General features: G+C 49.8%; 18 protein-coding genes and 1 other annotated feature. Of the genes, 9 read left to right on the plus strand and 9 right to left on the minus strand.

Features of this window, described 5'->3' with window-relative positions; translation table 11 throughout:
- On the minus strand, positions 1-689 hold a 689-nt coding region (locus FFM79_RS08430; RefSeq protein WP_170177425.1), incomplete at its 3' end, for an RNA-guided endonuclease TnpB family protein.
- 94 nt (positions 690-783) lie between these two features.
- Between FFM79_RS08430 and tnpA the strand changes: the two genes are divergently transcribed.
- Positions 784-1,230, plus strand: a complete 447-nt coding sequence (tnpA, locus tag FFM79_RS08435) for an IS200/IS605 family transposase (RefSeq protein WP_137643039.1) — start codon at positions 784-786, stop codon at positions 1,228-1,230.
- Between the two features lie 181 nt (positions 1,231-1,411).
- The gene (locus tag FFM79_RS08440; RefSeq protein ID WP_137643040.1) at positions 1,412-1,666 is read left to right on the plus strand and encodes a hypothetical protein; all 255 of its coding nucleotides are present in this window, start codon (positions 1,412-1,414) and stop codon (positions 1,664-1,666) included.
- A gap of 503 nt (positions 1,667-2,169) precedes the next feature.
- Here FFM79_RS08440 and FFM79_RS08450 read toward each other — a convergent pair.
- Together FFM79_RS08450 and FFM79_RS08455 are read right to left on the minus strand one after the other, a co-directional pair.
- The gene (locus FFM79_RS08450) at positions 2,170-2,349 is read right to left on the minus strand and encodes a hypothetical protein (RefSeq protein WP_225424410.1); all 180 of its coding nucleotides are present in this window, start codon (positions 2,347-2,349) and stop codon (positions 2,170-2,172) included.
- An 84-nt stretch (positions 2,350-2,433) separates the two neighbouring features.
- A complete protein-coding gene (locus FFM79_RS08455) occupies positions 2,434-3,417 on the minus strand; it encodes an AraC family transcriptional regulator (RefSeq protein WP_137643041.1) in 984 nt (327 codons plus the stop codon).
- A gap of 135 nt (positions 3,418-3,552) precedes the next feature.
- Here FFM79_RS08455 and FFM79_RS08460 point away from each other — a divergent pair, with 135 nt between their 5' ends.
- From FFM79_RS08460 to FFM79_RS08470, 3 genes are read left to right on the plus strand one after another with little or no spacing between them, the layout of a single operon-like run.
- On the plus strand, positions 3,553-4,830 hold the full coding sequence (locus tag FFM79_RS08460) for an MFS transporter (RefSeq protein WP_137643042.1): 1,278 nt from the start codon (positions 3,553-3,555) through the stop codon (positions 4,828-4,830).
- 28 nt (positions 4,831-4,858) lie between these two features.
- Positions 4,859-6,439 carry an alpha-L-rhamnosidase-related protein gene (locus tag FFM79_RS08465; protein ID WP_137643043.1) on the plus strand — a complete coding sequence of 527 codons (1,581 nt, stop codon included), beginning with the start codon at positions 4,859-4,861 and terminating at the stop codon, positions 6,437-6,439.
- Positions 6,440-6,452: 13 nt separating this feature from the next.
- Entirely contained in the window at positions 6,453-8,405 is a 1,953-nt protein-coding gene (locus FFM79_RS08470; RefSeq protein ID WP_137643044.1) for an alpha-L-rhamnosidase-related protein, read from the plus strand.
- Positions 8,406-8,559: 154 nt separating this feature from the next.
- On the opposite strand, the gene brnQ is transcribed toward FFM79_RS08470, so the two are convergent.
- Entirely contained in the window at positions 8,560-9,957 is a 1,398-nt protein-coding gene (gene brnQ, locus FFM79_RS08475; RefSeq protein WP_137643045.1) for a branched-chain amino acid transport system II carrier protein, read from the minus strand.
- A 62-nt stretch (positions 9,958-10,019) separates the two neighbouring features.
- Positions 10,020-10,277 (minus strand) — a binding site (T-box leader).
- Positions 10,278-10,463: 186 nt separating this feature from the next.
- Between brnQ and FFM79_RS08480 the strand changes: the two genes are divergently transcribed.
- Positions 10,464-12,221: an ABC1 kinase family protein gene (locus tag FFM79_RS08480; protein ID WP_225424411.1), complete on the plus strand. Its 1,758-nt coding sequence runs from the start codon at positions 10,464-10,466 to the stop codon at positions 12,219-12,221.
- Between the two features lie 924 nt (positions 12,222-13,145).
- On the opposite strand, the gene FFM79_RS08485 is transcribed toward FFM79_RS08480, so the two are convergent.
- The 5 genes from FFM79_RS08485 to FFM79_RS08500 form a co-directional block, all read right to left on the minus strand.
- The gene (locus tag FFM79_RS08485) at positions 13,146-14,984 is read right to left on the minus strand and encodes a glycosyltransferase family protein (protein ID WP_137643046.1); all 1,839 of its coding nucleotides are present in this window, start codon (positions 14,982-14,984) and stop codon (positions 13,146-13,148) included.
- A 12-nt stretch (positions 14,985-14,996) separates the two neighbouring features.
- Positions 14,997-16,826 carry a glycosyltransferase family 2 protein gene (locus FFM79_RS08490; protein WP_225424412.1) on the minus strand — a complete coding sequence of 610 codons (1,830 nt, stop codon included), beginning with the start codon at positions 16,824-16,826 and terminating at the stop codon, positions 14,997-14,999.
- Entirely contained in the window at positions 16,814-16,975 is a 162-nt protein-coding gene (locus tag FFM79_RS12760) for a hypothetical protein (protein WP_225424413.1), read from the minus strand. The genes FFM79_RS08490 and FFM79_RS12760 overlap by 13 nt, the downstream gene beginning before the upstream one ends.
- Entirely contained in the window at positions 16,956-18,041 is a 1,086-nt protein-coding gene (locus tag FFM79_RS08495) for a bifunctional glycosyltransferase family 2/GtrA family protein (RefSeq protein ID WP_137643047.1), read from the minus strand. Before FFM79_RS08495 ends, FFM79_RS12760 begins: the two co-directional genes overlap by 20 nt.
- A 377-nt stretch (positions 18,042-18,418) precedes the next feature.
- Positions 18,419-19,069 (minus strand): MIP/aquaporin family protein, encoded by a 651-nt coding sequence (locus tag FFM79_RS08500; protein ID WP_137643048.1) that lies wholly within the window; start codon positions 19,067-19,069, stop codon positions 18,419-18,421.
- Between the two features lie 313 nt (positions 19,070-19,382).
- Here FFM79_RS08500 and FFM79_RS08505 point away from each other — a divergent pair, with 313 nt between their 5' ends.
- From FFM79_RS08505 to FFM79_RS08515, 3 genes are read left to right on the plus strand one after another with little or no spacing between them, the layout of a single operon-like run.
- A complete protein-coding gene (locus FFM79_RS08505; protein ID WP_137643049.1) occupies positions 19,383-20,576 on the plus strand; it encodes a P-loop NTPase family protein in 1,194 nt (397 codons plus the stop codon).
- A 12-nt stretch (positions 20,577-20,588) separates the two neighbouring features.
- Entirely contained in the window at positions 20,589-21,935 is a 1,347-nt protein-coding gene (locus FFM79_RS08510; protein WP_137643050.1) for a vWA domain-containing protein, read from the plus strand.
- Entirely contained in the window at positions 21,910-22,206 is a 297-nt protein-coding gene (locus FFM79_RS08515) for a hypothetical protein (RefSeq protein ID WP_137643051.1), read from the plus strand. Before FFM79_RS08510 ends, FFM79_RS08515 begins: the two co-directional genes overlap by 26 nt.
- The last annotated feature ends 168 nt before the right edge of the window (positions 22,207-22,374 follow it).

Below are 22,374 nucleotides of genomic sequence, written 5' to 3' on the forward strand. Positions count from 1 at the left end.
CTGGCAGTAAGAAAATTGTCAGTATTAAGATCGATACCCACTTGCTTACCAGTTTTCTCTGGTATCTTTACAAATGCGTTATCAGATGCAAGCTGCATGGATACGAAGTATCGATCTAGGTTATCTTTGAAGACAGTTACAGTCCCAATGCGAGTTTCGCCAGGACGATTTAATATTTCATTATGTGATCCTGAAACTCTTAATCGTCCAATTTTTGGAAGTACAACGTGGGCTTTATCCAAAAACCTAACTGTGCCATTGTTTAAGAAAGCTTGCTTTTGTTTTGGGTATTGGCAATTAGTTTGATATTTTTCACAGTAATTTTTCTTATGAAACTTAGGTGTACCTGAACGATGCACTTTTCTAAATTGCCTCCAGGCTTTTTGGTAATTCTGGATGGCATTGGCTTTTGTTAAGCTATCGATCGATTTATCATTCAAGAATTGAAAATGATTGGATAATTGACGAGAATTTTTACGCTGTTGCAACTGTGCAATCCTTTGAATTACCAAGTCTATCGGAATTTTAACCTTTGAAAGCCTATATATCTCTTGATCGATGCCGACCATTTGATTGTATACGAACCTGCTTGCATCTGAATTTACTTTGATCATACGTTTTTGTTCATAATTTGGATACACTCTGATCTTCAATCCATAGTGGTATTCCAACTGTGCCATTGTCTTCATTATTTCACCTCTTCACTATGTTTACATTATATTACAATGTATCTATAATTAGAATTGATATACTTTGGTACAAAGAAGATAACAGTAAAAGACAATGACTAACAAAATAAATGATGCAATATACACAAAAAGATATGTTTACAACTTACATTTTCATCTTATCTGGTGCACGAAATATCGTAACCAAACGTTTGTAAATGAAGAATTATCGTCAGAGATGAAAGCGCTACTAGCTGATATTGCACAAACTAATGATATCACTATAGAAAAAATGGCAGTAATGCCAGATCACGTGCACTTGTTGATTTCATTTCCACCAAGAAAGTCAGCGGTTGACGTGATCAAGGCACTCAAGGGAAGAAGTGCTTTCTTGTTTTTGAAAGCTCATCCTGAAATAAGAAAAGACCAGTATTGGGGTGGTCACTTATGGTCGCCAAGTTATTACATAGGATCACTAGGAAACATGAGTAAAAGCGTGGTGGAGAAATACATCAACGACCAGAAATACAATCAAAGGCGTGGCTATCCATCCAATGACTAAAGTCACTGGATTTCCGCCATTAATTAATTAAAAATTTTGATTGGAGTGAATTGACATGTAATGGTGCGCGTTCGCTTGTAGCTGATGGCGAACCAGGCGTTTTTAATACATGCCCGTTTAGTATATACGTATGTATTTACATATAGATTATAGCTGTAAACGTAAGAAAGGGTGGTAACTTATGAGCAAGCTGGTGACATTGAGGAAATCTGGCAACAGCCTTGTTTTAACGGCTCCTGCTGACTTAAAAAATGAAGTTGGTCGTCAGTATTCTGTTGATAAACGATCGGATGGTTCTATTATTTATCAGCCAACAACCAAAAAGAATATTTTTGATAACTCGGATTGGCTACGGTATGACTACCAAAAAGACTTAACAGAAGACCCTGAATTACAACCATTGAATCCGGTCGGAAAGGAACGACTAGAAGAATAAAATTTCCAGTGCAGAAGGATGTTATCGTAGTGGATGGTGAACCACATTCTGGTAAAGAATACGGCGGACATGCACCTAGTGCTGGTAACGTTAGACGCTATATGGTGGTTATGAGTTCTGATAGTTATACACGGGCGACGGGAATGATACTAGCCATGCCAATTACGACAGTACAGCGATACATGAATAATCCCCAGTATTTTCCAATTCTTTTAGCCGGTGGCCCCTAAGATGGTGTTAAGGGCTTTATCGCATTATGGCAGTTACAAAACTTTGACTTTGTGTCTCGTAACGGTAGCGTGGTTAATCGGATTAATGACAAGACTTATAGGGAAACCCTTCCTTATGTTAAAGACATGTTAGGATTGTAAATTACGATAGTTGAATCATCAAAGTGCTTGGTGCCGATGCGCCCGGCACTTTTTTTGACACAAAAGCGGCTGTGACGGGTGCCACAGCCGCTTTTACATCTCTAAATGTCGAATAGGTGAAACGAGCTCGAATTAATAGTTGCGAAGTTGATTAAGATTTTGAACGTTAATGACGTAAGCCTGAGTGCCTAACCGGCTTAGTAAAGTACGCATTTCGTTTAAATTAATGGAAACGCACCCGGCAGTGGCCCACTGATTGCGGACGTGAATGAAAAAGCCAGAGCCGTTGCGTTGGCCGTGATTATCCATCATAACCGCTAGTTCATATTAGTTGGGGCCGCTTTCCCCAAATGCAAAGCTTAGCTGGTAAGTCCCTTTAGCGTAATGCTGCTACTTTCACGCATTCTTCCCACTAACTTTCCGCTTATAGGCGGAGGGGGTCGTGTGGAGGTGCTTCTTGAATAATCGGAACAGCGAAGACGTGTTTTCGTAGCCAACGACGGCGCAAATTTCCGGGAGCGTGCAGTTGGTTTTGATCATCAAGTTTTGGGCGGCCGATAAGCGCCGCTGGTCGACCAATTCCTTGAAAGTCTTGCCGGTCGCGTTTTTGAGCTTATTACCTAAGTAGTTCGTGTTGTAGTTGAACTTCGCACTAACCGCGGCCAGCGAAACCGACGCAAAGTTTTGATTGATGTACTCGATAATTGGGAGCAGGTGGTGATCGTTATTGTTCGCGAAGTTAATGTATTCCTGCTCGATAGATTGGGAGAGCTCTAAAATCAACGCCGAAAATAAAAGCCCCATCGAACGGTTGCGGAGGCGGTCGTGAGTTAGCCCCTTCATGATGAGACTTTCTACGAGGTTGATTGCCACGTGGCGGTCGGTCAGGTCGAACAAAATAAAGTTGTTATGCAACGTGTTAATTTGTGAGGCGTTGTATAGAAACTCCGTAATTTGATTGGTTTCGACCGGCATGTAATCGAATAAGCGGTTCATTGCCGAATCGTCCTTAACGAGAATATTCATCAGCAGGTCGTGTTCACCGGTCGATTCAATTTGTTGCACGATGTCCTTGTCCATCAAAATCAGATTATGCTTATGGAGCGTGACCTGTTCACCGTTGATGTACTGCGTACAAGTCCCAGAATACATGTAATTTAATTCGATGAAACTATGGGTGTGGGCGGGAACGTACGAAAAGCGGCTGTTTTTAGTGACAGCTAAATCGCCGTCCTTGAAGAAGTCCGACCGCGGCATTTGGGGAATTGGATTATGAATGTAGTCTAGGTCCATATAATTCACGTTACCGTGCGATGCCCGCTGCATTTGTTCGACTGAGTTAAGCGCAAATAGGTGTTGATCAAGCCATGGATTACTCATAAAAAGCACCTCCGTTTTTGAGTTTTAGTTTAACAGCAATCTGTGATTTTGCAATGGTTTCCATGTAGTCTGGATATGGTAGCCCTTCCAGCAATCGCTTACAATGACAGTGTAAATTAAAAGGAGGTTATTTAAATGAATAACGGTGAAACGTCATCATCATTAGTTAAGAAGTACCGCCCATTAGCCGTTGCCGCCGGAATTGGTTCAATTCTAGGTTCTGGTATTATTGTTGGTTTATCCGCAACCATTACGGTTTGGCAAACTGGTTTAGGGTTAACAAACGCCCAAGTTGGGGTGATTTCAGGGGCCTTAACCTTTGCGATTGCATTTGGCTCTTTATTCGCAGGACAAATTTCAAAGTCCTTTGGTCTAGTTAAATCTTTTAACTGGTTGAACTTAATTTATGCCATCGGGGCGTTAATTTGCGTTTTCGCGAGTGGCTACGCGATGTTACTGGTTGGGGTGATTGTAACGGGCTTTGCATCGGGGGCTGACCTGCCAATTAGTCTAACCGTGGTTTCGCACGATGCACCGGACGAGACGACTTCGGCGAGCCTAGTTTCGTCAACCCAAATTTTCTGGCAAATTGGGGTCTTCATGTCTTACATTTGTGCGTTCGTTGTTTCAAAGATGGCCGGTGCCACGGGTGCCCGGGTCGTTTTCACGATTTTAGCGGTCTTTGCCCTGATTACCTGGGCATGGCGGACCTTTTCCAAGAAGTTCCAAACGTTCCACGAAGAAGGGGAACGGCGGCGAATTAACCGCGAACAAGAAGCCCACACGACTGAAAAAGTTTCGATCAAGACCGTCTTTACGGGTGACAACAAACAACGCTTCCTCGGGTTCTTCTTCAGTATCATTATTTTCTACGTTTGCTGGAACTTGTTAGCGAACACGTTTGGTCAATTCCAAACCTTTACGTTAGTTCAAGCCCACGCTAGTCAAAGTTTCGCTACCGGGGCCGGGATTATTTTGAACTTTATTTCGCTATTAGCGACGATTGCGTTTGCGTCGGTTGCCGGCGGAAAGAACCGGAACCGTTTCTTCTTGGTCGGGATTACCGTTCAGTTCTTAGCCATGATTGGGTTAGCCATGAGCAGCCACGCGCTCTGGCCAATTGTCATTGCCATTGGCTGCTACAACGTTGGGAACAACATTGCCGGTGAAGCGATGTATAAAGTTTGGACGCAAGAAGCCTTTCCAGTTGAAGTGCGGGCATCCGTTCAAGGCTTTATTAACGGCTTTTCTCGGATTTGCTGTGGACTATTTGCCTTCATCACGCCTGCGCTGGTGGTTCCTTCCGCGATTCGTAACACGATGTTTGGTTTTGCCGGCATCGTCTTTATCAGTTTTGTTGCCGGAGTGACGATGATGCACTTGGAAAAGAAGCACGGGATTACGAAGTTTTAACGTGAAGTTTAGAAAGTGAGGATTAGGCATGGCATTTACTTTTCAAATTAACGACGACGTGCACTTTAAGCACGATCAACAATTATTAGCGAAGGCGAACCACAACCGGCCGACCTTGCACCACCAACAAGTTAAACCGCAAACGCTGGTGAAATTGGTGAAGCAAGCTGATCAGTTGGAAGGCTGGGGCGTCGAAGCCGTTGCGCCAGCAAGTGCGCTCGCTGAGCAACCGCTGAAACGGGACGGTAAGCTTATTTTGGACTTTGGCGACCATCAGGTGGGGCAATTTAGTATTCAAATTGACTCGGTCGGTTCGCCAATGGACGCGCCGTTAAGCTTAAAGTTGAAATTTGCGGAAATGCCGGCCGAACTGGCGCGAAATAGCGCGGACTACGATGGTTGGTTGAGTAAGTCGTGGATTCAGGAAGAAACGGTTCATTTGGATACGCTCCCCGCGACCCTAGCGCTCCCGCGGCGCTACAGCTTTCGCTATGTCGAGCTAACGGTTATCGATACGTCGCCAAAGTGGCAGGCGGTCTTTAGTGAGCCAGTCGTGACGACGGTTAGTTCGGCCAACCCGCAGGCGGTCAGCGTGCCGAAGTTGGCTGACCCGGAATTGAAAAAAATCTATCAGGTCGGTGTGAAAACGTTGGCGGACTGCATGCAAGACGTGTTTGAAGATGGCCCCAAACGCGACCGGCGGTTATGGATTGGCGACTTACGTTTGCAGGCGCTGGCCGATTACGCGACGTTTAAAAACACGGCGCTGGTTAAGCGGTGTTTGTACTTGTTCGGGGCGATGCCGGCTGAAGATGGCCGGGTACCAGCTAACGTGTTCACGAAACCGCAAGCCACACCGGACGACACCTTCTTGTTTGATTACAGTTTGTTCTTTATTTCGATTTTAGCTGATTATCAGGCTTTCCAAGCGGACGCGGAAGTGATGCAGGATTTGTATCCGGTAGCGAAGCGGCAGATGGACGTCGCGTTGAAGCAAGTTAGCGTTGCTGGTGAATTGCAGTTGACGGAGGATAACCCGGTCTTTATCGACTGGTCAAATGATTTTGATAAGGCCACTGCCGGGCAAGCCGTGATAATCTACGTTTTGAAGCAGTTCATCCAGTTGGCGAAACAACAAGCGGACCCGGATTTAGCGACGTATCAAAGCCAATTAGCAGCTTTAGTAGCGTTCGCGAAAACGAAGCTATTTGACGCGGACCAGGGGCTGTTTGTTTCGGGGCCTAACCGTGAAGTGAACGTTGCGAGTCAGGTGTGGATGACCTTGGCACACGTGTTATCCCCAGCGGAGCGTCAACGCGTGATGCAAACGACTGTCCACCAGCTTTTCCCGATTACGGGAATCGCGACGCCGTACATGTACCATCACGTGACCGCGGCGCTCTTTGAAGCGGGGTTAACGGATGATGCCATTGCGTTAATGAAAAATTACTGGGGTAAGATGATTCGATTAGGGGCCGATACGTATTGGGAAGCCTTTGACCCGAACCACCCCGACTACTCCCCGTACGGTAGCCCGATTTTAAACAGCTACTGTCACGCCTGGAGTTGTACGCCAGTTTATCTAATCGATAAGTACTTAGTGAAATAGAAAGGAGTCCCTTATGCAAAACGAAGCAGTATGGTTATGGTATCCCGGCGATTTTGAAATCCACCACGGGATGCTTCAAAATTTCAAACGGGAAGAACGGGGCATGGGCTGGCCGGCCTATTGGTACATTGACGATTGTAACCGCAACGTCAACTTTGAACGGCAGTACGATTTAGATGCCGCAACGACCTTTACGGTTCACACCACCGGGACTGGTTACGTGGACGTTAACGATCGTAAGTACCGGCTCGAAGAACCAATCGAGTGTCCAGCGGGGCCCGTCACGATTAAAGTCATGGTGGGAAGCGTTCAAGGACTGCCTGCAATTTACATTGACGGCCCGGTTATTAAATCTGACCAGGGCTGGCAAGCTAGCAACTTTGTCACGACGCTTCCAGCCGGTCACGACCCGTTATTTACTCGACCAGATCAGGACCCCAACGTGATCGAATACCACAAGCAAGCGGTTAAACCGCAGACGGAAACCGCCGTTAATGGTGGCACTCTGTACGACTTTGGGCGGGCGGTTAATGGTCAGGTTCAAGTTCAAACGCCCCACGCCGTCACGTTGTGCTATGGTGAATCGGCGACCGAGGCGGAAGACGTGGCCATGTGTTATTACAAGCAAACCGACGTTGATAGTCAGACGCCGGTTCGTAAGCGGGCGTTTCGGTACATTTTTATCCCGGACGTGGCGCCAAAAACGGTCCAATTAACCGCTATCCACGAATTCGTGCCCAAGCCCAATCGTTCGACGTTCAAGTCGGATAATTCAATCATCAATCAGATTTGGAACGTTTCGACCGAGACGCTCAACCTCTGCAGCGACGTATTCTTCATTGACGGCATCAAGCGCGACCGTTGGATCTGGGCCGGCGACGCCTATCAGGAAAACTTGATCAATCAATACTCGTTCTTTGATGAAGACGTGGATAAGCGGACCCTGCTGGCGTTGCGCGGTCAAGATGATATCAAGCAGCATATGAATACCATCGTTGACTACTCGATGCTGTGGGTAATCGGCGTTTTGAACCACTACCAGATGACCGGCGACCGGGAGTTCTTGGAAATTATTTACCCGAAATTGGAAAGTATGGTTCGGTACTTTATTCGGCAAACGAACGACCTGGGCTTCATTTACGGCCGTAAAAACGACTGGATTTTCGTCGACTGGTCCGAAATTGACCGTGACGGAACGGTTGCGGCCGAACAGATTCTCTTACTGGAAGACTACAAGACGATGATGACTTGTGGTCGGGTGATGGGCAAGGACGTTAGTGACTATCAACGCCGTTACGACGTGCTTAAGAAGAACTTGATGACCTACTTCTGGGACGCTGACAAGGGTGCCTTCATTGACAGTTATGAGTCTGGTAAGCGCCATGTGACGCGCCACGCCAACATTTTTGCCATCCTGTTTGACGTCGTGGACGCCGCTAAGCAGCAATCGATTCTCAAGAACGTTCTGTTAAACGACGCAATTACGCAAATCACGACGCCGTACTTTAAGTTTTTCGAACAGGACGCCCTCTGCAAGTTAGGCGAACAAAAACGGGTCTATCAAGTCCTCCTCGATTACTGGGGTGGCATGTTGGACCGCGGCGCCGTTACGTTCTGGGAAGAATTTGATCCGCAACAGACCGGTAAGGAAATGTACGCGATGTACGGTGATCCGTACGGTAAGAGCCTGTGCCACGGTTGGGGTGCTAGTCCCATCTACTTGTTAGGACGGTACTTTGTCGGCCTTAAACCAACGGCTCCCGGCTACGCTAGCTTTGAAGTGGCTCCGCACTTGGATGAATTTAACCAATTAACGACGGTTATGCCAATCAAGGACGGGACGGTCAAACTTGAAAAAGATGGTGACCGCCTAGTTGTCACGGCCAGTCGGGCTGGTGGGACGGTTAAGTACGCCGGCCATAGCGTTCCGTTGGAAGCGGGCGTTGCCACGGTTGTTAATCCATAATACTTATAGTTAAAAACGAAAACGGCCCCAACCACGATGAAAATGGTTGGGGCCGTTTTTTGTTGGCGGATCATGTTAATAGCCGAAACGTGCGCCAAAAGTCAGCTGGTTTTTGACACACTCGCGGCTACTTTTACTTATGAATGTTGGTGATTTAACGCTTCGTTGGCATCTCGAGGTTCGCGGTTGCGCCCGCTTTTCCCCGTTGTAAAACGAGGTAGTGAACGGTACCAAAGACCGCTCCCACTAGGGCGGGAACTAACCAGTCCATTCCACTTGAAGCCAGTGGTAGGTAGCTTTGCACGTGCGCCATGGCTAAGCCGAACGCACTCTGACTGACGACCGTTGGGAAGGCCGCAACCATGTCGAAAACGGCGGGAACGACCGTGAAAACAACGACCCAAACATAGACGACGCTAGCCTTGTGGAAGAGGGGTGACAAAATTGATAAGAAAATTAAGGCCATGGCAAGTGGGTACAGGAACATCAAAACGGGCGTTGACCAAGCAATGATTTGGTTTAAGCCGATGTTAGCCGTTAAAAAGGAAGCCAAGCAGGTGATCCGCAGCCATGCTTTGTAACTTAAGAATTTAAAGTGTTTGTGGAAATCTTGGGCGAAAGCGGCAACCAGACCAATCGCGGTCGTTAAACAAGTGGTGATGATCAGAACGGCTAGAATGGCTTGGCCGACGCCGCCCATGTAGTGGTTGACGATCTGGTTAAAGGCGACCCCGCCATTAGCTGACAGCTTAAACATGCCGAGGGACTGCGCACCCAATAAGATTAAGAGGACGTAGATCAAGCCTTCAAAGCTCATTGAGAATAACCCGGCACGCGCCGTGACCCAGGCCGCTTTGTTTGGGTCGGTTTGGCCCATAAACTTGACCGCCGTAACGATGGTGACCCCGAGGGCTAATCCAGCGAGGGCGTCCATCGTGTTGTAGCCTTGAAGGAAGCCGTTGACGAAACCGGCACCTTGGTAAGCCGCCGTGGCGGGCGTGCTACCAGCGTGGGCTAAGGGACTACTAAACGCAACCGTAAAGATCACGACGAGTAGTAACAGGAACAGTGGGTTAAGTAGTTTGCCGACCCGCGCCATGATTTTACTCTGTTCGACGGATAGGTAGTAGGCCAGTCCGAAGAAGGCGGCTGAAAAGGTGAGTAACGCTAGCGATTGGTACTTCGCCGGGAAGAACGGTGCTAAACCAACGGTGAATGAAACCGTGGCCGTCCGCGGCGTCCCAAAGAACGGTCCAATCGTAAAGTGAATGAGAACCATGAAGACGACCGCAAACGTCGCGCCTAGTGGCCGGCCAATGTCGTAAACGCCCTTGGATTTAGTGACACAAACGGCTAAAACGGATAATAATGGCAGTAATACGGCGGTAACTAGAAAGCCCACGGCCGCCATCCCCCAGTGGCCACCTGCGAGTTGGCCTAGGTGGAGTGGGAAAATTAAATTGCCGGCGCCAAAGAAGAGCGCGAAAATCATGGAACTGAGGGTGACGTAATCCCGTTTTGTAAGTGAACGTTTTTGGATTTTATCTAGCATTAACAAAACTCCCTTGTGTTTGGTTAAACAAAAAACGTCCCAGCTTCTGAATTAAGTTCAGAAACCAGGACGTTTAAAACGCGTTACCACCGTGGCTTTACGGCCGTATTACTACGAGGCCGCCTTAACAGGTACGGCGAGTGGCCGGCCACTCGTGATACCCGGGCTCGATAATGGGAGCACCCAACAGCAACTACTGGAACTGATCGCCACTGCCACTCAGAACTGATTTTCGGTTTGTCAGCCATGATTCCGTTTCACCAAGCCGGAATTCTCTAAGCATCGCCAAGCAAACTTACTGTGTTCATCAACGTGTTTGTTAACCGTTTTTTAATGTGCCTTTAATTTACAACCGTTATTTTGATTTGTCAACTTTTTTTGTTAAAAAGTGCGGAAGCTCGTGCAGAACGGCCGTGAAAGTTGGATAATGGAAGTAATTACGACGGTGAAAAAGACGCGTAACCGCAAGACCGTTAACTAGTTAAAGCACGAAGGAGGCGGGTCATTTGACTGAACCGAAAATAACGAAGACTGCGACAGCCGACCAGCCGGAACAATGGAAGGTCAATCAAAATCGCCATACGCGGTTCCGAACGATTGTGAGCGTGTTGCGGCGCTATAACGTCCTAAGTAACCTCGCCCGGCAAAAGAACCCGGACCAAGTCCGGCTTGCGTTTGAGGCGCTCGGCCCCACCTTTATTAAAATTGGGCAGATCTTATCGTCCCGAACGGACATCGTTAAACCCGAATTTGCCAACGAGTTTAAAAAGTTGCAGGATAACGTTCGTGCGGATCCCTTTACGACCGTTCAAGCGACAATTGAACGTCAAACGGGCAAACCGTTAAACGCGATGTTTGCTAGCTTTGACGAGCAACCGTTTGCGTCGGCCTCGATGGGGCAGACGCACCACGCAACTTTACTGGATGGTCAAAAAGTGGTCGTTAAGGTCCAACACCCCGGCATTGACGCCGAAGTAGCGCTGGACATCTCATTATTTGAACGGGCGTTGCCGTTATTAAAGTACATTCCAGATTCATCAGTCGTTGACCTGGGCGAAATGGTGGCGGAGATCAAGCGCTCGCTATTCAACGAACTTGACACGAGTATTGAAGTGAAAAACGGGACGCGCTTTTACCGCCTGAATAACGGTGACGACATTATCCGGGTGCCGCGCGTCTACGCAACTTATAGCACCCAAAAGGTGTTAGTTAACCAGTACATGCGCGGTAAGAGTATTCAGCACTTTATGGCGACGGTTCGCCAAGCTGACCAGGATGATGATCACCAGTACGATGCTGAGCGGCAGTACCTGGCAAATACGCTGGTTCGGAGCTTTTTAAAGCAGGTGTTTGAAGACGGCTTTTTCCACGCTGACCCGCACCCCGGCAACATATTGTTACGCGAATTAAAGCCGGGTGACATTGGCTACGATGATACGGTGCCGAAACATTTAGGGAAGGTCGGTCAGCGAAAATTACCGCCTTACCGCTTGGTATACCTCGATTTTGGAATGATGGGTACAATTAGCCCGGCCTTAATGGCGGGGATTGCAAACGTCGTTATCGCGGTAACGACCGAGGATACCCGCCAAGTCGGGAAGGCCATCCTCGCGATTTCTAACCGGACCGGCCCGGTCGATGAAGAGGCCTTTTTCAGCGAGTTAGCGCCGTTTCTTGGGCAGTACTATAACTCCGGCCTTGGTGATATTGACTTTCAGGGCTTATTGTTTGAAATGATCAAAGTTTGCCGGAGTAATAATATTCAAATGAATCCGGCGGTCACGATGCTCGGGAAGGCTTTTAGCACGATTGAGGGTATCGTTGAAACCCTGGATCCGAGCCTCTCAATGCTGGACGTCGCCCGACCGTTTGCCCGTAAGTACATGCGGGAGCACTTAAATTTACGCAACGAGTTGGAGGACGGCTTACTGGCGACGTTACAAGGACTACGAGACGCCCCCAAGTTGCCATCCCGGTTACTGGCCGCACTTGATACCTATGAAAACGGTCAGTCGCGCGTCAACTTGGTCTTTTCACACCGCAAGCAGTTTATGGATCGAATTGACCAAATGGTAAATAAAGTCGTGCTCGCGGTGATTTTAGCGGCGTTGATCGTCGGGTCATCATTACTGGTGCAAAGTCATTCGGATAACGGCTGGGTCACTAATATTGGGATTTTCGGCTACGTCACCGCGGTCGTTGTTATTTTGGGCCTGTTGATTGGCACTTTGCATACCTGGTATCAGCAGTGGCGACGGAAATAGTGGGGATGTACTTTAGTTCTATACCAATTGGTGTTGAGGTTGCCGCCAGCAGCGGGTGTAACCGGGTGGCTGGAACACTGCGGGCATCGATTTGAGCTTTATTCTAAGCCGGAAGCAGCCCACTTCCGGCCAAGAATAATTTCGCAGTTGAGCCATGGTTACACCCGCTGCTGGCTAGACTGGCTTTTATATTGAGTCTCACGGGTTACTCTAGTAAGTCTTAATTAATGAAGCTGATTCCGCAGAGCGGTTACCAAATTTAACGTAATCTTGCTTGCTATTTTGCTAGTCACAACGAACTGATTGAAAATACAATTGGCAACCTTCTTAGTAAATCAACACCAAATATCATAGACCCGTTTTAACACTAACTATTATAAAGTTTGTATTTTACACAGTAAAAAGCGGCGTGCCCTTAATAAGCACGCTGCTTTTTGGTGGTGAATGATTTTATTGAAACGTGCTTGGGCCGACTGATGCCTGCGCCTACTACGATAAGGTCACAATGCCAAACCCCGGCATCATGCCCTTATCGTAGTAGGCGCAGGCATCAACCCGTCGGCCCTCACACTCTAAACGTGCTCAACCAAGCTGACCTCTGCGCTTGCTACGCTAAGTCGCCATCGCCAAACCCGGGCGATAACGCCTTAGCTAGGCAATGCTCAGTTTGGTGCTTTCCTGCGAGATAGTCGAAACGTGTTCGGGCCAGCTGGCATCTGCGCTTGCTACGCTAATCAGCCATCGCCAAGACCGCGATAACTGCTTAGCTAGGCAATGCTGGGCGCTTCTCTGCGAGATAGCCGAAACGTGTTCAACCAAGCTGACCTCTGTGCTTGCTACGCTAAGTCGCCATCGCCAAACCCGGGCGATAACGCCTTAGCTAGGCAATGCTCAAGGTCAACCCGCTTGGTTTCACACTCTTTTTCACACTCTTTTCAATCCTCCACTCACCACCCGATACATTCCCGTTCGGATGCCCTTCTGGTGGTACGCGTGTTGCATCATCACCGTGAACGTATGGTGGTACTCCGGAATCGCCACGTACTGGTACCGCTGAATCTGTTTCCTAAACTGCGCCGGCGACTCCATGAAGTTTTCCTGCCCATCCGCGCGGTCCGTGAAGAAATAATAATGCGCCACAAACCCCACGTAATAATCATCCACGTCCCCCGCATGCGGATCGACCACCAAAATCTTCGTATGATTATAATGGTCGACCGGCTTCGCAATCCGCGCCAACTGCCGCGGCACCGTCTCCCGGTTGTAGCGGTTCGTAAACTGTGTTCCGTTAATTTCCGACAACATCAAAATAATTGCAAAAATCATCAGGATAAAAGTACTCATTTGATAGAGGTTCTTCGTAAACATCGACGCAAAACTCCGTAGGTCGCGTTTCGCGATTCTTTGTTCAAAAAGGCTGCGATCCAACGCCCGCACGAACGCCATCGCCGCCAAAAACAACCCTAAAATTACAATGCTCGACATGTAACGCTCATAACCGTCCAGGTGCATCGCCTCCAAGTAAGGCATCGACAGCCCGTACATCCCGTAGAGACTCGCAAAGTAGCCGACAAACATCAGGTCCAAGCCAAGCGCCACCTTCAACAAGTTAGTCCGGTTGGCGGCAAAGAGCCGCAGCACCATCCACGTGATGATCAGCACCGCATTAATGAGCAAGATGCCTTCAAAGGAGAGCGACGTCCAATTGAGTTGCTGCAACATGTGCCGGCCAATCTTCAGTAACTTATCAGGACCATCAGTTGTGAGCTGGTGGGCGTACGCTTGGGCGCTGATTTCGTGCTTTGAGACCGGAAACGTCTGCTTAACGTGGCGATTCCACCAGAAGAACGGGGCCGCACCAACGAGGACGACGCCTAGCCAACTGGCCGTGCCGTTGAGGACCCGCCGCCACCTAGTGTGCGCAGTTGAATGGCGAATGAGGGTGACGAGCAGGGCGCCGGCAATTAACGCGACGTAGAACGCGGCCGAATTTTTAACGAGCAGTAAAACGGCGATGAAGAGGGTGGTGTGCCCGAGTAGCAGGGCGGGGCGCCGCCGATAAACGAAGATACCGACGAGGGCGGCCACCGTTAGGAGCGGCAGCACGTAGTCGACCAGTAAGTTGTTCAGCCGAATCGCAATGTTAAAAACGAATGATAACGCAATCGTAAAGCAGAGCGTTAATGACAGGAGCGCCCGCGAGCGGTCGCGCAACAGCGCAAATACTGAGTAAACGGCCGCCCAAATCAAAATAAATTGAACGACCAGTAAAACGCCATCGTTAAAGCCGACGAGGGTCGCCCACTGGGTCAGCCACAGCGCGGTCGCGGGCGGGTACGACGTAAATTGAATAATCGTATCGTGCACGCCGGGTAACCGGCCTTCAAAGGTCATAAACTTGACCATGGTTGCCCAGTGCGAAAAGTTATCGTAGTGAATTAGGGGACTGTGGTACAGTACGTTCCCCATCGCCAGCCCTAAGCCGACCATCCAGAAATCGAATAGGTGAAAACCTTCAAATTGCAGACGACCGTAGCCGAAGAAGCTGGCAACCGTGCGGATGATAAACAGACCGACCCCGCCGCCAGTCACGATGAGAATCCCCCAACGAAGCGCGCCTAGCATGGCAAAAACGTATAGCCAGATGATTTGCCACGCGATGGCCGTGATCCAGGCGAGGTAGGGGCTAACGCCGAGGTAACGTAGGCTACCGTTATAGCCAATTAAGGCGAGCACTAATGCTAATAAACCTAACCAATGCATTGCAGTCCTCCTTTAGAACCGAGTCAAACGACTTAACTGGCGTTCCCACTTCTCGAGCCGCATCATGACGTTGGTGTAAAGTTCGTCGAAGGGCGTTACCCACGTGTCTTGTTGTTGTGGGAGGGCGTCGTTGAAGCCGTTGTAAATTAAATGTAAGTAACGGTCCTCGTTTTCCCTATCGGGTAATTGGACTTGCAAGCTGTAGACCGGCTTAGTGTCCGCGTCACTAACGCGCATCAGTTCGCCCGTTAAAGCGATTGGTGCGGACTGCGGCGGGGTTAACCGCAAGCGTAAAGTTTGCCCGGGATGCAGGTCGGTCGGATTGGTCAGTGAAAACGAGAGTCCGCCTTCGGACGTATCCAAGGTCGTGAGCGGTTGCCAACCATTTTTTACCCAGAGTTGGCCGTTGACTTGCCTTGAAAAGCGCTCCGTTTTGCGGTAAACCGGGCGCCCCATTGCGATGAACAGGCAAAAGCTGAGGTTGATAAAGTGCATCAATAACCAGAACGTAATTACGCTCCCAATTAAAATTTCGGAGCCGAATTTACCGTAATTAAACTTAATAATGGCAATTAACGTGACGAGCCAAAATAGGAAGTAGGGAATGATGTACAGCTTATCGATTAGCGAGAACGTGACGTGCTTGTCGGTGACCTTGAACTTCTTCGCCCGAATGCCGAGGGTTTCTAAAATCACCGGTAAAAACAGGTACGGGGCGAAGAAGGTTTCCTGAATTTCACCCCAGCGCTCGTTGCGAATTGAATCGGAAGTATCCTTCAAGACGTAGTGCAACAGGAAGTAACCCGGCGCCCAAATAATCATCAGAATCCAAAAGTTGGCATTGACGACTTGAACCTTAAAAAGCGCGTAAAGGATGGGGGCGATCATGTAAATGATGCGCCGTAAAAATGACCACCAGTATAAGTACGAGTTAATTAAGATCAGCCGGTTTTTAAACGACAGCTTCGGGTTAATGAAAATGTGCAAATTACGGCAACTCCGGATGACCCCGCGGGCCCAGCGCTTACGTTGCTTGATGACGCCTTTTAAATCGATGGGCGTAATCCCGCTGGACTGCGGTTTGGAAGTCGCTAGGCTGGTATAGCCGGCCATGTTGATTTCGGAGCCTAATTGAAAGTCTTCGGTCAACGTATTGGTCGGAAAGCCCCCGACGGCATCCACGGCCGCACGTGAAAATAGCGCGTTTGAACCGGTAAACAGGGCGGTTTCGTTACTGCCGTTTAAAACGTTGACGTCGCGTGAAAAGAAGTCCTGTTCGTTGGGGACGATTTTTTCGGAAAACAAGTTAAATTGAAAAATATCGGCGTTGTAAAAACTTTGCGGGGTCTGCACGAAGCCCAGTTGTTTAACGGGTGGTTGGTGTTTGGCCGCGGCTTCGGCCCGTAACTGGCGGTTTTGCTGGAAGAGCGGCACGGTGTCGGTCAAAAAGCCCGTGAAGGGGATCATGTCGGTATCGAAAATGGCAAACAATGGTGCGGAGAGGTGCTCGAGGGCGTGGTTAATGTTACCGGACTTGGCGTGCTGGTTGCCTTCCATACCAATGTATTGGACGTGGTACTGCCGCGCCAGCGCCCGGACCTCCGGGCGGTTTAAATCGTCCGCAATTACGACGTTGAGCTTGCGTTTGTCGGGATAATCAATGAACGTGGCGGCATTAACGGTCTTGCGCAGCAGGTCAACGTCCTCATTATGGGTCACGATGATCAAGTCTACGGCGGGGAGCGGTTGAGCAGTCGTTAACGCGGGCACTTGCAAGTGGACCTGATTTTTACGTGCCAGTAGCCGGAAGAAAATCAGGATAAACGCAGTCAGGTTGGACACGAGTTCACTGCAACCAATAACAGCGCGAAGATCAGCGCAAACAGCGAGGTGTGCCAAGGGATGGTGAAGCCGACGCGCCAGACTAAGTAAATCACCGACAGCGCAATCGCTAAAATATAGACAATTTTTTTAAAGCGGGTAATGGTCATATTGAGGGTCCTTTTTGAAAATTAAGCGGCGTTGCACCTGGTAACTCACCAGGAAGAGGCCCAGATCAACTGCCATTTTGGCAATCAACGGTACGACTGCCGGACTGTTCGGGCCGAACAGCGCGGTCACGCCATCGGTTAGCAGTCCCGACGCAATCATTTGCACGCAGAACAGGGCGGCGTATTTGATTAAGGTTTGCCGACCGGCGCCGTTAAAGACGACTTGGCGATTCAGGCCGTAGTTAACGATGCCGGACAATAACCGGGAACTAATGGTCGCAACCAAAATATTTGTTAAATCATGCTGACCAAGGAGTACAAGCGTGAGCTGAAAGCAGGCGATGTCGACGCAGAAACTGAGTAAGTCGCTCATCGTAAACTTAATAAATTGGGCGTAAATGGCGATGGAATCGCGCACGACTCGGAAGTGCGACGAGCGGTTCCCGTCGATGTAAATGGTTGGAATCGGCTGTTCAACAATCTGAACGTGGTAGTGACGCGCCCGTAAGAGCATGTTGAATTCATATTCAAAACGTTCGCCGGGCAATTGACATAGCGGTGCTAAGTACGCTTGGGGAATAATTCGTAGCCCGGTTTGCGTGTCGGAGATATGCTGCCGGGTCACCAACCGTGTCAGGGTCCGAGTAACGCGGTTCCCGAATTGACTCCGCCACGGAATGGCCGTGGTAAATTGCCGGACACCGAGCACTAAGGCGGTTGGCGTTTGTGCGAATTTTTCCACGCAGGCGTGTAAAGCGCCGACGGTGTGTTGACCGTCGGCGTCAAGGGTGGCAATCCCGGTTAAGTCCGGAGCGTTCGTTTGTAAATAGGTAAAAGCGGTTTTTAGGGCCGCCCCTTTACCGCGATTAGCGGCATGGTGCAAGATCGTCAGGGCGGGGGTTAAATGGATTAATTGGTTGAAGTAGGGTTGGTGTGCGGCGTCGCTACCATCGTCAACAATCACGATGGGGGCCGTTTTAAGTGGTGTTTGGGCTAGTTCTTTAATTAATTGAATTAACCGTTCGTCCGGGTTGAGGGCCGGAATAACGATTCCAATGTTTGTCATAATTCACTCCTAATAATCAATTGATAGATTAATAATTCATTGCTAGTATACGGCTTTTTTCATGGAAAAGATACTTATATTTTCATGAAAAGAAATCCAACGTTTATTTAATAATAAAAAGGTCGTAATTGGCGTGAATACAAGGATTATCGGTTGTATACAATTAACTAGCCCTGATAATTACGCATCGTCATAGTGAAAACAAATATAAATAATTATGGTATTTGGTTATATAGAAATGATAATTGCATTTTGATTATTAATTATGATTTGATAATTCAAAACTATAAAAAAGGAGGCCATGACATTAGTCACAGTCTCTTGTGTATCTTCGAGTATTATATCGTTAAAACGTGTACTCCAAATTGGAATGGTTGCTAGTCCTCAGAACCTAAGGCCCGGGAACAAAAGGCAGCTAAAATCGCACCAACTTCGGGTGCCAAGATGTAAACCCAGAGGTGGGTAAGGGCGCTCCCACCAGCAAAGATGGCCGGGCCAATTGACCGGGCCGGGTTCAACGAACCACCGGTCAAGTTTAAGGCCACGATAATGAGAAAGGCCAGCGTTAAGCCGATGGTTAAACCAGCAAAGTCCGCGTTTCCGTGGTCGCGACTCGTCACGTTTAAAATGACGAGAAGGAACAGGAACGTAACTAATGCTTCGACAAAGAAGGCCATCCCGGCCCCGATTTTGGGAAAATCAGTTTGACCGAGAGCGTGGGGCGCTAGCTTAAGCGCACTAACGAACGTGCGGATTGCGGCTGAGGCTACGATGGCGCCTAAAATTTGAGCGACCATGTAACCAACCGCATCAGTGACGTCGATCCGTCGGTTGATTAACATCGCGGTCGTCACGGCCGGGTTAAAGTGACCGCCCGAGATGCCCCCAAAGGCGTAGGCCGAAACGGTAATGGCTAACCCGAAGGCCAAACCAATCGCTAAGACGTTGCCCTGAGCGATGACAACGGTACCGGTCCCAAAGAAAACTAACAAAAAGGTTCCTAAAAATTCTGCAAAATAATTGCGCATACTTCGACTCCCTTTACAATTGAGATACTTCCATAATATAACACTTTTGCATATATAATTAAATTAATTAACGAAGGTCAATTTTGCAATGGATCCGCTGGTGACACAATCTTTACGGCTGCCTTTTAGAAAATGAACTAACGGTAATAGCTGGATTACGAAGATGTTGCTAAGCAACGGTGACCCCAATAATTTCACTGGGGTCTGTCCCAGAATCTGGCCTATAATATAAGTATTTAAGCCCCGTGAAAACTTAGGGACATTGTTTCACGTGAAACAACGGGGCAAATTAACGGAGAGGAGTTTTTAAACGATGGCATTAACCTACCAAGCAATGTTAACGGCGATTCCGGTTGTTTTAAAGGCCGGCAACGTTCCGAACATCGTTGGTGAAGCGGGAATTGGTAAGTCGGCACTAGTCGCCGACGTTGCCCGGCGGTTGCACGCTAAATTATTCACGACGGTTGTAAGTTTATCTGAAAAGGGGGACCTTGCCATTCCAGTTCCGCCCCTGACCGACGCATCCTTTATTCAAACCGAGGCCTATGGTCGCTTAGCGGACGTTCAGTACGGTTACGCCCATACTTTGATTGAAATTATTCAGTACGCGCAGAACCACCCGAACCAACCAATTTTGTGGTTCTTAGACGAATTCAATCGCGGTACGCAGGCCGTTCAGAGTGAGTTGATGAACCTTGTTTTACAACGCACGATCAATACGTTGAAACTGCCCGCCCAGGTTCAATTAATTTTGGCAGAAAACCCGGATGCTAGCATGGCGGGCTTTGAAGATAGCCGTTACGGCGTCGTTGCTGGCGACGCGGCCATTAAAGACCGGACCGTCCGGCTAGTGATGATCAGCGATGCCAGTGACTGGCTTCATTGGGCGAAAACGCAGGATCCAGATCAGCACCGCCCCCACGTCCATCCACTCGTCCAACAATTCATTAGCGAGGACGTTACGCGCTTAAATTTACCCGACGAACACGACGACTTAACGGCTACGCCCCGGGCTTGGGAACGCGTTTCAGCGAACCTTTACGCCTTGGAACGACTGCCGCGCGACCAACAAATGGCCGTGGCGCTCGACATTTTTCAGGGTGACGTTGGTCAAACTTTGGGCCTGCGGTTCGAGCAATTTTTTGAACAACAAACGATTCGGCTAACCCCAGCGATGCTCTACACGGCCACGCCAGCGGGGGCCCGGGTTCCGCGTGCCACCCTCACCGAATTTAAAGCAATGAGCGAGGCTCAAAAGAGCACGGTGCTCCGTAGTTGCCTCGCTTTGCAAGCGGACTACCCGCTAACGACGGACGCCAACGCGGGCCGCTTCTTACAATTGTTACAAACGGTCAGCGCGGACGGTCAGTTTGCCCTGGTTCAAGCCGTGGGGCAACGCTGCGAGTTGCTTAAACAGCTGTACACCGTGACGGTGACTGGTACGCAGCCATACGTGAACGCGCTCTATCAATATTTGCAGACGGTCGCGAGTTGGTCGAATCAGTAGGAGGGGACGGGCATGCTTAATAATGCGGCGGAATATCAGCAGTGGCGCCAGCGCATGTTGACGACCGAACGGACCCAGGCCAAAACGGCCGCCACGGTGATGGTCAGTCGCGCCATCATCGAACTGCTGGCTACCGACCAGTTTTACGGCGAGTTGTTAACCCGGTTACCGCGGACGGTAGTGACGGGCTTAACGGCGCCATTTGCACTCGCGTGGCGTGAAAATCAATTAGTGTTACAAGTCGATGCGGACGTGCTAGCGACCACCTTCGCTCGGTTTGACCAATTACAGGCGGGCCTCAAACACGTGGCGCTTCACGTGCTGTGGCAACATCCGCTCCGCTACCGCACAACGGTCCAACGCCAGCCTGAACTTGTCCACCTGGCGACCGACGTGGCCGTTAACCAGTACGTCAGCGGGTTGCCCCAGCCCACCGTTACGCTCGCTACGGTCCAGGCGCAGGTCGCCACGCGCTTGCCACGCAAGGCCGACTCGGGAACGTATTTGCGGCTACTACAAGCGGCACCGCAGCCAGTGTCACGGCCACAAGGTGGTCAACCAAGCGAGTCTAAGGGACGCCAGCCCGCACCATCGTCCGGCCCGAAACCGGTCTCGATTGACGATTCAAACAGTTGGTCCGCAACGACGGGACAACTGACGAACCCCAACTTGGCGGAGAGTCGACTCCAACAGCTGGCAAAAGATGCTTGGACCGCAACCCCGGAAGCGGGGCGGGGACTCGTTGCGGGGCGCGCCGTGGCCGCGTTAACGCGTGAACGCCGCCCGGCTAGTGTGGACTGGCGGCGACTTTTGATGCGGGGACTCGGGCGTATTCCAGCGGGACGGCGGCCTTCGCGGGCGCGGTTCAACCGCCGGCAGCCGGCCCGGATGGAACTTCCCGGTCAAGTGACAGATCGCCGGTTAAACATTGTCGTTTACGTGGACCATTCGGGGTCAATTAGCGACGCTCAGTTGGCGCGCTTTCTAAGTGAAGTGGCGGCGCTGACGCAGTTGGTTCAGGCACAAATCACGGTGCAGGCGTTTGACGCGGTCGTTCAACCCGGGGCCACCTATCAAGCTAGTTTGCCGCAGCAAATTCAATTCAGCCGGCACGGGGGCGGTGGGACCGTTTTTCAAAGTGTATTTGACGACTTAGCCGCCCGGCATTTGACGAACCAAAACGCGCTTGCCATCATCTTGACGGATGGGCGGGGTGAGCGTGAAGTGGCCGCCCACCACTTCACAAACGTGTTGTGGCTGCTAGCCCGGCCGACGGACCAGCTTTCCGTGCGGCCGGTGGTTGGGCGCGTTGTTCATTTAGGAGGGGAGCAGCATGGTGGAAGCCTTGAAACCGACTGATATGCAGTCGTTATTGACGCACGACCGGCGTTACCGGCGGGCGCTAGCACTGTTGAACGGAACATGGCAGGCGGTGCTGGCGGAGGAGCCGCAGCGGTATCGCCAGCAGATTTTAATTGATGACGTTCGCTTTGCGGTGGCGTTGATGAGGAGTGGTGCGGTCAAGAGCACGTGTGATTTTGACAGTTATGCGGGGGTCCAGCACTTAATAAGGCGGTGGGGGAGTTTGCTGTCGACGGAGGCACGGGGGTGGATGCTGGGTAGAGTGTGAAACCAAGCGGGTTGACCTTGAGCATTGCCTAGCTAAGCAGTTATCGCGGTCTTTGCGATGGCTGATTAGCGTAGCAGGCGCAGGTACCAGCTGGTCCGAACACGTTTCGGCAGAGTGTGAGGTTCAAACGGGTTGGTCAGAGGATTAGCCTAACAAGTCACTGTGTGC

The organism is Lactiplantibacillus modestisalitolerans, from assembly GCF_005405425.1.
Lineage (GTDB): Bacteria > Bacillota > Bacilli > Lactobacillales > Lactobacillaceae > Lactiplantibacillus > Lactiplantibacillus modestisalitolerans.

What these genes read in the sequence shown, in the direction of transcription:
- tnpA (WP_137643039.1), top strand. Translation starts at nt 784, where the DNA reads ATGACTAACAAAATAAATGATGCAATATACACAAAAAGATATGTTTAC.
- FFM79_RS08460 (WP_137643042.1), top strand. Translation starts at nt 3,553, where the DNA reads ATGAATAACGGTGAAACGTCATCATCATTAGTTAAGAAGTACCGCCCA.
- FFM79_RS08515 (WP_137643051.1), top strand. Translation starts at nt 21,910, where the DNA reads ATGGTGGAAGCCTTGAAACCGACTGATATGCAGTCGTTATTGACGCAC.
- FFM79_RS08440 (WP_137643040.1), top strand. Translation starts at nt 1,412, where the DNA reads ATGAGCAAGCTGGTGACATTGAGGAAATCTGGCAACAGCCTTGTTTTA.
- brnQ (WP_137643045.1), bottom strand. Translation starts at nt 9,957, where the DNA reads ATGCTAGATAAAATCCAAAAACGTTCACTTACAAAACGGGATTACGTC.
- FFM79_RS08450 (WP_225424410.1), bottom strand. Translation starts at nt 2,349, where the DNA reads ATGATGGATAATCACGGCCAACGCAACGGCTCTGGCTTTTTCATTCAC.
- FFM79_RS08470 (WP_137643044.1), top strand. Translation starts at nt 6,453, where the DNA reads ATGCAAAACGAAGCAGTATGGTTATGGTATCCCGGCGATTTTGAAATC.
- FFM79_RS08485 (WP_137643046.1), bottom strand. Translation starts at nt 14,984, where the DNA reads ATGCATTGGTTAGGTTTATTAGCATTAGTGCTCGCCTTAATTGGCTAT.
- FFM79_RS08505 (WP_137643049.1), top strand. Translation starts at nt 19,383, where the DNA reads ATGGCATTAACCTACCAAGCAATGTTAACGGCGATTCCGGTTGTTTTA.
- FFM79_RS08510 (WP_137643050.1), top strand. Translation starts at nt 20,589, where the DNA reads ATGCTTAATAATGCGGCGGAATATCAGCAGTGGCGCCAGCGCATGTTG.
- FFM79_RS08455 (WP_137643041.1), bottom strand. Translation starts at nt 3,417, where the DNA reads ATGAGTAATCCATGGCTTGATCAACACCTATTTGCGCTTAACTCAGTC.
- FFM79_RS08495 (WP_137643047.1), bottom strand. Translation starts at nt 18,041, where the DNA reads ATGACAAACATTGGAATCGTTATTCCGGCCCTCAACCCGGACGAACGG.
- FFM79_RS12760 (WP_225424413.1), bottom strand. Translation starts at nt 16,975, where the DNA reads ATGACCATTACCCGCTTTAAAAAAATTGTCTATATTTTAGCGATTGCG.
- FFM79_RS08500 (WP_137643048.1), bottom strand. Translation starts at nt 19,069, where the DNA reads ATGCGCAATTATTTTGCAGAATTTTTAGGAACCTTTTTGTTAGTTTTC.
- FFM79_RS08465 (WP_137643043.1), top strand. Translation starts at nt 4,859, where the DNA reads ATGGCATTTACTTTTCAAATTAACGACGACGTGCACTTTAAGCACGAT.